Here is a 1051-nt window from a genome sequence, read left to right on the forward strand (position 1 = left end):
CCGACGCCAGCCTGGGTTTTGCCGAGCAGCTGCGCCAGTCGTGCTGGGAGGACTGGAACGCCTGCATCCAGCACCGTTTTGTGGACGAAATCTTTGATGGCAGCCTCAGCGACGACGTGCTGCGCCGCTATCTGGTGCAGGACTACCAGTTCATCAACCGCTTTGTCGCCCTGCTGGGCGCGGCCATTGCCAGTGCCGACGTGTTTGCCCCGCGCGTCACCCTGTCGCAGTTCGCGGCCATGATCACCAGCGACGAGAACACCTATTTCCTGCGCAGTTTCGACGTGCTGGGCGTGTCGCCAGCCGACCGCCTGCAGCCTGCGCTGACCGCGCCCACCCAAGCCTTCCAGCAACTGATGCACGAGGCCGCGCAAAGCCTGAACTACGCCAACTGCATCGCCGTGCTGGCCGTAGCCGAGGGGCTGTACCTGGACTGGGCCGACCAGCCTGCCAAAAAACACCAGCCCCTGCCCGCACGCTTTGAGCATGCGGAATGGATCACCCTGCACGCCAACGACTTCTTCCGCGGCTTTGTCGCCTGGCTGCGCGCTGAGCTGGACCGCGTGGGCCCCACGCTGAGCCCCGAGGCCCGGGCCGAAGCCACCCGCTACTTCCAGCGCGCCGTGCAGCTGGAGCGCCAGTTCTTTGACCACGTCTACGCCTGATACCGCCGCCGGGCCACAGGCCGCTGCGTCGGCGGGCAGCGCTTGGACCCTCTAAAAATAGAGCTGGTTGCGTTTGATGGGACTGGGCTAGATGGCTAAAACACTGTGAAAGCTGGTCCGGTGCGCAACCACAGCCCGGCGGGGCTGAGCCCTGACCGCCGACGGCCCTATGCCAACGGCACAGCTTCCTAATGTGCGGGAGCCACAAGCTGCTTGCCCTGCATCGCCGCACCGCAGAACCGTGCGCGCCCTGTGTACGGTACGGTGCACACCCCGTGGCCCTGCGCAGGCCACGGGCGTCCTTCACTGCCGCGGCGTTTACACCGAACGCATCAGCCCGCCATCCACCCGGATGTTCTGGCCGTTGATATAGGCCCCCGCATCGC

At 65.7% G+C, this 1051-nt stretch carries 1 protein-coding gene; it reads left to right on the forward strand.

Annotated elements, in window-relative coordinates:
* On the forward strand, nucleotides 1–665 hold a 665-nt coding region (locus FYM52_RS18550; protein ID WP_370513872.1), incomplete at its 5' end, for a TenA family protein.
* Nucleotides 666–1051 lie beyond the last annotated feature (386 nt).

The sequence above is a fragment of the Comamonas sp. CAH-2 genome (genome assembly GCF_009668305.1).
GTDB lineage: Bacteria > Pseudomonadota > Gammaproteobacteria > Burkholderiales > Burkholderiaceae_C > Comamonas > Comamonas aquatica.